We start from the raw sequence: 5,443 nt of genomic DNA, 5'->3' as shown, positions 1-5,443 counted from the left end.
GTTGGCTTGATTACGTCGAGTATGTCTACGTCGAGCGCATTGCAGATGATGCTTAGGTCTCGCATTGTTAAAGACCCCTCAGACCGATAAACAGTTCTGCTGAGTTTGCTTTTTGAGATACCTGTCTTCTCAGCAAGGGTGAGCAGATTTTCTCCGCGGGTGTCCATCCAGCCCCTGATAGTTCGATTAATTGCTTCACTAAATAGCGCTGACTCAGCCATATTTGGGGAGCCAATTATGCATCCCACCCCGAGTCCTCGGTAACAATGTCGTCTGCAGGATGTGCAGCGAGCGTGTAGCCTGCCTGGGTTGCCGCCTCGGCACGTGCCAAAATCTGCGCCGCCAGCTGGGCATCCGTAAGGGGAGTGGCTGCTTTTTCTCGCATTGCGTTGTCAGCAGCAGAGATAATGACCGTCATATCAACGTTGAGTGCAGCACTGATGATTTTGAGGTCACGAATGGGGAGTGAGCCTTCTGACCGATATACAGATCGACTGAGTTTACTCTTGGAGATGCCAGTTTTTGCGGCTAGGGACAACAGGTCTTCGCCGCGCCGAACCATCCATACCTTGATTTCTCGATTTACCAGGTCATTGAAGGCTTCTGCCTTGGATTGCAGGTCTTTAATGTCTGTCATGGGAACAGTCTACAAGACTTCTAAAAAAAATTCCTGTTTCAGGTTGCACATTCCAAAAAATAGGAATATGCTAGTTGCATACCAACGAAAGGAGGCGCTGAGATGCAGAAGGAAACCTTCAGTAAAAACATGCGAATGGCCCTAGCAATGAAAGCTCAGACGCAGCATAGTCTAGCCATAGAATCAGGGCTTCACCCTAGCCGCATTAGCGCAATTGCCACAGGTAAAGCCGACCCTCGCATCACTGAAGCGTGGAAGATTGCAGAAGCTCTGCAGGTGCCCGTCACTTGGCTTTTTGAAGACCATGTTGCGGGCCTGGACACTACTGTCTAATTTTTTTGCCAACCATTCCTAAATTTAGGATTTGTTCCTAGAAGAGGAACAGGACATGCTGACTATACCCGATAACGCGCTCACGGTCTGGAGCCCGGAAGAGCTTGCCGACAACCTCGGCATCTCATCACGAACCCTAGCCGCGTGGCGTAAAGCCCGGACAGGCCCCGCATACATCCGAAGCGGGGGACGCATCTACTACACATCCGCCGCGGTGATGGCTTGGCTCTCACGCCTCCCCGTCACCCACACCACCAACTGAGGAAACACCAATGGATTGGAACGACCTACGCAGGGAATTGCCAGCAGCTCCGCAGGAGAATCGGCTGGACTCAAAAGCCGTTAGGGAGCTTCGGCAGGCTATTCACGACCTCAGCCGAGAGATGGAATTCAGAAGCCCCAAAGCGTCAATCACTATGGCCCGCGACGGCTACATCAAGGAAGTGACCGTCGAAGGCTTCATCGTCTAACCCAGTCAGGAAACACCAATGAACGAGAAACACCTAACCCCCGCCGAAGAGCCCACCCGTCCCCAGCCCTACCCCGACGAAGCCATCCAGGAAATGTACAACATCATTGATGACTTAGCCCTCTACGCAAAAGACCGTGATAGCACCACGGTGCATATCACGGTCAAAGAAGCAATTGCCGTCGTAGAGTCGGCGCTTGCACGACGCCGATTCCAACTCGCCGTCCGCGCGGAACCTAGAGGCCGATCGCCTTACGAGCAGCAGCCCAGGCAAGAGTCCTAGCGTTCTCGGAAACCTGCAGCCATTCCCATGCACGGCGGTAGAACGCCTTCGCTTCGGGGTCTGTGGAGCGGATAGACACTGCATCGACTAAAACAGTGAATTCCATATATGCGTCGTACAAGCTGAAGCTACCGCTTAGCTCATCGGAGAAAGCGGCCTCCACACGGCACATAACCTCGTGGACGTACGCACGGAAAGAACTGCTCAGTCCCTGGTCGCCTGCAACGTAATCCGCGACCTCGCGAACCTTGGAAGCTATCGCCTCACGCTGGGAGTTGAGCCAATCAAGCAACCCAGGTTCAGCGGAGCTAGCGATTGCATCAAAGGTACCCGCCAAAGCAGACAGCATGTCCAGATCGTAGCTCTCTAAGTGGAACGAAGAGTCCCACCCGTGGGGGTACTGGAAAATCGCATGAGCCCACCGGGCGTAATACTTCGGGGCATACGACAAATTATGTTCGGGGCGCTCAACCTCCACGACCTTCACAAGACGCTGGATATCACGCAGCAGAAGCGCCGCATGCAAAGCCTGCGAGATTTCCTCCTCAGTATCCAAAGGGCGTGCAAAACGTGCAGAAGAAGAAGAGGACTGCGACCAGCTCTCAAACACGCGAAGCAGCTCACGAGCAGGGTTAGCAAGCATTAGATAACTCCTCACATATTCACTATCGGGTTCATTAACCCACCATACATGAGAAAGAGCTTAGAAAGCCGAAACTCCGCGCACCCCGTGGAGCCACCACCACCAACTAAGGAGACACCAATGAACGAGAAACACCTAACCCCCGCCGAAGCGCTCGCCACAGAGCACGCCCGCACCATCTGGTGGGCACGGCACCTCACCGTACACACCCGAGACCCGCGCCTCCGCGGCAAGAAGGCACCCGCGCTCCACTGCGGGGCATGCCAGGAAGTCTACGCGGAGCTGGATCCCGACAATATCGCCCGCACCATGGGCACCGCCGCAGCCGACCACATCAAGACTGCACACCCCGACTTCTGGACAGAGCTGGTAACCCACGCAACCGGGTGCCTGGAGGCCGCCCGCATCTGCTGGGACCGCAGGAACAGCATCCGACCTGACCTGCGCCCCACCCTGCACGAAAACGAGCTGTTCAAGAACCGCGCGAACATCCACATTCCGTGCCCGCTCGATTGCGGCGTGACACTGCATGACGCGCTCACCAGCGACCAGATCAAAGACTGGGACAAGCTTCAGGTTTCAGACGAAGCGGCAGACCACTGCGTCACCCGCCTCGCAGAGCACCTGATGCGTCACCGCCGCAGCCAAGTCTCACAGCTCCTCTAACCACCCCGGAAGGAAAACACTAATGGACCCCGACCAGTTCAAACTCGTATTCAACGCCGTCTGCTTCGGCGCCAGCGTTACCGCAGCCTTCATCTCCGGACTCTTCTGCTTCTTGGTGACTAAAGATTCCTGGGAAGAGAAGAAGAAAGAAAAGGAAAAAGAGCGCGAGCTATCGGCGAATCGGGACGGGGATAACCTCATCAAGCCCACGGATTCGAAGCTCTAGGTTCGCCGGCAACGGTTTACCGTGAGCACCCGCCATGAGGATGTGTAGCGACTCTCCGGGGCGGAGCACCTGCTGAATTTGGTCGCAGCGGACGAACTTATCAAGATTCGCCACCTCAAGAATCTCAACGGATTCACCAGTGACGTTGCTCAACAGGTAGGTATTACCGCTATCCAGAGTCAGCTCAAATGCAGGCTTCCACAGGCGAGACGCAATCTCAGCCTGAGACTCGGACTGCTTCTGCTGTTCAGCAACGATTTGCTCCACCTGCTTGAGCGACTTCTCCGCCTGGGCCGCTCGCTTCTCCGCAGCCTCAGCCGAACGGACCGCGGCATCACGCATCTCTAGTGCCGCCTGATGCGCCTCCTCTGCCTTCTTCTTCGCCTTCTTCGAGCCAAGGGACTGGTACCAGGAAACACCAGCGAAAAAGACAGAGACGAAAGCCGCAAACGCTGAACCGCCAGAAAAAAGAGTTGAGAAATCCATACCCACAATCCTAACCACCCACCCCACACCAACCAGGAAGGACACACCATGACCACCAACTCCAAGACCAAACGCGACCGCGCAGCAGGCCGCCACCACCGCCACACCGCCATCCAGACAATCATCGACAACCACGACCAGGTCCGCACCGACATCGACAGCCTCGACAACAGCATCGCAGTGATCCAGGACGAACTCTGCGAGACCCGCCGCCTCACTGACCACCTCAATGGCCGAGTCGAACAGCATTCGAGGGACGTGAACGCAAACGTCGGATTCGCAATGCAATGCATTGTTGAGAACGAACGCAAGCTCACCGAAACCGAAACCGCAGTCGGAATCCTGCAAGGCGCCGGCAAGGACCAGCGCCAGGCGCTCGCTCAGCTCGACAGGTACGCCCAGCGCCTGCACGCGAAGCAGACGAGCCAGAACCACGACATCACCATCGTTCGCTCTGACCTCGCCATCACTCGTATCGACCTCGAGGCGATGGAAAAGAAGTTCATCACCCTCGCCTGGATAAACCTCGGAATCTGGGTCGCCGCAGCACTCACCATCTTCATCCTCCTCATCATCTAACCCAAGGACACACCATGACCACCGCCCGCACTATCCGCACCGCAAAAGCCCTCGCCTGGGCCTGCGTGCTCGCCTTCATAATCCTCGTTGGAATCGGCACCGCACAAGAAGACATCGGTCTCCGGGCCGTCGTGTTCGTTATCTCGCTCATCCCTGTCGGCCCCGCAGTCCTCACCGCCAGCTTTGTCCACGCCCACAACCGAGGAGAGCCCAATGGCTAACTCACCCCTCAGTGACCTGCCAACCCTCACCGAATGGTTGAAGGCAAACCCCGGTGAGAATCTGCTCCCCGCCGCCACTGTGGCGCGTTACGCCGGCATCAAAGAAACCACGCTACGAGGCTACGCCGGTGACTCCATCAAAGCCGCCGTTACTGCTCGTCTCCGCCCAGTAGCTAAAGGCGATTTCAACGGGCGCTACTGGTACCGTCCCGAAGACGTCGAGGCATGGCTAGAGAAACGCGCAGCCTCCAAGCAACTCTGCCGCCGCCACATGCAAGCAATCCACTGGCGCAAACCCCGCCCCACCCAAGGAAACACCACCAATGACCAACAAGATTGATTTGCCCCACAAGACCATGTTCGAAGCCTGCAACCCAGAGACACGGCTCGTCTCTGAAAGCCAGGTAGCCGCCGCAGCAGGCATCAAAGTGTCCACCGTCCGAACCTACAGCGGCGCGGCCGTCCGAGCCGCCGGCATCCGCCTCCGCCCCTCATGCAAAGACGACGACGGACGCTACTGGTACAAAACCTCAGACGTCGAAGTCTGGCAACGCAACCGCGCAGCAGGCAAAGCCCGCTACCGCGCAATGATGACAACCTCCATCAACATCTAACCCACCCCCACAGCTTCCCCCGCCGCCACTCTTTTCCTACAGTAGCCACACCGGCGGCGGGGGACCCCACCACCCACCCCAAGGACACACCACCATGGCAAGCCACAAAATCGCAATCGAATTCGTCCACCCCACCGCCACCGGCGAAAAAGACATCATCCACACCCACGCCTACTGGGACGGCCGCCGCGGAGAAAACAGCCGCAACAAAGCAGTTATCGACGCAGTCGCCGAAGCGCTCGCCCCCCGAGCCTGCAGCACCTTCGACGTACACCCCGGCGGTGAC

Annotated in this window: 14 protein-coding genes; 10 read left to right on the top strand and 4 right to left on the bottom strand. The window is 57.1% G+C overall.

What is annotated here, in order from left to right; translation table 11 throughout:
* Together Q0216_RS10075 and Q0216_RS10070 are read right to left on the bottom strand one after the other, a co-directional pair.
* On the bottom strand, positions 1 to 221 hold a 221-nt coding region (locus Q0216_RS10075; RefSeq protein WP_298595063.1), incomplete at its 3' end, for a helix-turn-helix transcriptional regulator.
* 14 nt (positions 222 to 235) lie between these two features.
* Positions 236 to 637 (bottom strand): hypothetical protein, encoded by a 402-nt coding sequence (locus Q0216_RS10070; RefSeq protein WP_298595060.1) that lies wholly within the window; start codon positions 635 to 637, stop codon positions 236 to 238.
* A 102-nt stretch (positions 638 to 739) separates the two neighbouring features.
* On the opposite strand from Q0216_RS10070, the gene Q0216_RS10065 reads away from it, so the two are divergent.
* From Q0216_RS10065 to Q0216_RS10055, 3 genes are read left to right on the top strand one after another with little or no spacing between them, the layout of a single operon-like run.
* Complete coding sequence (locus Q0216_RS10065; RefSeq protein ID WP_298595057.1) at positions 740 to 970, top strand: helix-turn-helix transcriptional regulator; 231 nt, start codon at positions 740 to 742, stop codon at positions 968 to 970.
* A gap of 55 nt (positions 971 to 1,025) precedes the next feature.
* Positions 1,026 to 1,232 (top strand): AlpA family transcriptional regulator, encoded by a 207-nt coding sequence (locus tag Q0216_RS10060; RefSeq protein ID WP_298595054.1) that lies wholly within the window; start codon positions 1,026 to 1,028, stop codon positions 1,230 to 1,232.
* A 10-nt stretch (positions 1,233 to 1,242) separates the two neighbouring features.
* Positions 1,243 to 1,440 carry a hypothetical protein gene (locus tag Q0216_RS10055; RefSeq protein WP_298595052.1) on the top strand — a complete coding sequence of 66 codons (198 nt, stop codon included), beginning with the start codon at positions 1,243 to 1,245 and terminating at the stop codon, positions 1,438 to 1,440.
* A 235-nt stretch (positions 1,441 to 1,675) separates the two neighbouring features.
* On the opposite strand, the gene Q0216_RS10050 is transcribed toward Q0216_RS10055, so the two are convergent.
* Complete coding sequence (locus tag Q0216_RS10050; protein WP_298595049.1) at positions 1,676 to 2,365, bottom strand: hypothetical protein; 690 nt, start codon at positions 2,363 to 2,365, stop codon at positions 1,676 to 1,678.
* 120 nt (positions 2,366 to 2,485) lie between these two features.
* Between Q0216_RS10050 and Q0216_RS10045 the strand changes: the two genes are divergently transcribed.
* Positions 2,486 to 3,031 carry a hypothetical protein gene (locus tag Q0216_RS10045; RefSeq protein WP_298595046.1) on the top strand — a complete coding sequence of 182 codons (546 nt, stop codon included), beginning with the start codon at positions 2,486 to 2,488 and terminating at the stop codon, positions 3,029 to 3,031.
* Positions 3,032 to 3,053: 22 nt separating this feature from the next.
* Entirely contained in the window at positions 3,054 to 3,257 is a 204-nt protein-coding gene (locus Q0216_RS10040; RefSeq protein WP_298595043.1) for a hypothetical protein, read from the top strand.
* On the opposite strand, the gene Q0216_RS10035 is transcribed toward Q0216_RS10040, so the two are convergent.
* A complete protein-coding gene (locus Q0216_RS10035) occupies positions 3,201 to 3,743 on the bottom strand; it encodes a hypothetical protein (protein ID WP_298595041.1) in 543 nt (180 codons plus the stop codon). The two genes, Q0216_RS10040 and Q0216_RS10035, sit on opposite strands and share 57 nt — an antisense overlap.
* A gap of 48 nt (positions 3,744 to 3,791) precedes the next feature.
* On the opposite strand from Q0216_RS10035, the gene Q0216_RS10030 reads away from it, so the two are divergent.
* The 5 genes from Q0216_RS10030 to Q0216_RS10010 all read left to right on the top strand — a co-directional run.
* A complete protein-coding gene (locus tag Q0216_RS10030; RefSeq protein ID WP_298595039.1) occupies positions 3,792 to 4,322 on the top strand; it encodes a hypothetical protein in 531 nt (176 codons plus the stop codon).
* 14 nt (positions 4,323 to 4,336) lie between these two features.
* Complete coding sequence (locus Q0216_RS10025; RefSeq protein WP_298595036.1) at positions 4,337 to 4,543, top strand: hypothetical protein; 207 nt, start codon at positions 4,337 to 4,339, stop codon at positions 4,541 to 4,543.
* Positions 4,536 to 4,883, top strand: a complete 348-nt coding sequence (locus tag Q0216_RS10020; RefSeq protein ID WP_298595033.1) for a hypothetical protein — start codon at positions 4,536 to 4,538, stop codon at positions 4,881 to 4,883. The genes Q0216_RS10025 and Q0216_RS10020 overlap by 8 nt, the downstream gene beginning before the upstream one ends.
* Positions 4,867 to 5,157 carry a hypothetical protein gene (locus Q0216_RS10015; RefSeq protein ID WP_298595030.1) on the top strand — a complete coding sequence of 97 codons (291 nt, stop codon included), beginning with the start codon at positions 4,867 to 4,869 and terminating at the stop codon, positions 5,155 to 5,157. The genes Q0216_RS10020 and Q0216_RS10015 overlap by 17 nt, the downstream gene beginning before the upstream one ends.
* Before the next feature lie 94 nt (positions 5,158 to 5,251).
* Positions 5,252 to 5,443 (top strand): hypothetical protein (locus Q0216_RS10010; protein WP_298595028.1); only part of this gene is annotated, 192 nt, incomplete at its 3' end.

It is taken from the genome of uncultured Rothia sp. (genome assembly GCF_937976295.1).
Classification (GTDB): domain Bacteria; phylum Actinomycetota; class Actinomycetes; order Actinomycetales; family Micrococcaceae; genus Rothia.
The sequence above is the reverse complement of the archived record's forward strand: the minus strand, read 5'-3'. Positions and strand labels throughout refer to the sequence as shown.